Annotated in this window: 1 protein-coding gene; it reads left to right on the forward strand. The window is 54.5% G+C overall.

Translation table 11 applies throughout. The annotated features are described in order from the left end of the window. Positions 1 to 754, forward strand: a 754-nt coding sequence (locus C5S62_RS01645) for a sigma-54 dependent transcriptional regulator (RefSeq protein WP_133159456.1), incomplete at both ends; no start/stop codon positions are given.

Consider the following 754-nt stretch of genomic DNA (forward strand, 5'->3'; position numbering starts at 1 on the left):
GGATGCGCAAGGAGGGAAAGATGCAGCCGTTCATCATCATGACCGACTATGCCGAAGTGCATACCGCTGTGGAAAGCATGAAACTCGGTTCGCTTGACTATATTCCAAAGAAACTTATAGAGGACAAACTCGTCCCCCTTATCCGCTCCATACAGAAAGAGCGTCAGTCGGGACACAGCCGGATGCCCGTGTTCGCCCGTGAAGGTTCCGCCTTTCAGAAAATCATGCACAGGATAAAGTTGGTAGCTGCAACCGATATGAGCGTAATGATATTCGGAGAGAACGGCACGGGCAAGGAGCATATCGCCCACCACCTGCACGACAAGAGCAAACGGGCAGGCAAGCCTTTTGTGGCTGTGGACTGCGGTTCACTCTCCAGAGAACTTGCGCCGTCGGCATTCTTCGGACACGTCAAAGGCGCGTTCACGGGTGCGGACAGCACCAAGAGAGGATATTTCCATGAGGCGGAAGGCGGCACGTTGTTTTTGGATGAGGTGGGCAACCTTGCGTTGGAAACCCAGCAGATGTTGCTCCGTGCCATACAGGAGAGGCGTTATCGCCCGGTCGGTGACAAATCGGACAGAAGTTTCAATGTCCGCATCATCGCCGCCACCAATGAGGATCTGGAGGCGGCAGTGAGCGAAAAGCGTTTCCGACAGGATTTACTCTACCGTCTGCGCGACTTCGAGATAACTGTTCCGCCGTTGCGTGACTGTCAGGAGGACATCATGCCGCTTGCGGAGTTCTTCCGTGA

The organism is Prevotella sp. MGM2 (genome assembly GCF_002933955.1).
Lineage (GTDB): Bacteria > Bacteroidota > Bacteroidia > Bacteroidales > Bacteroidaceae > Alloprevotella.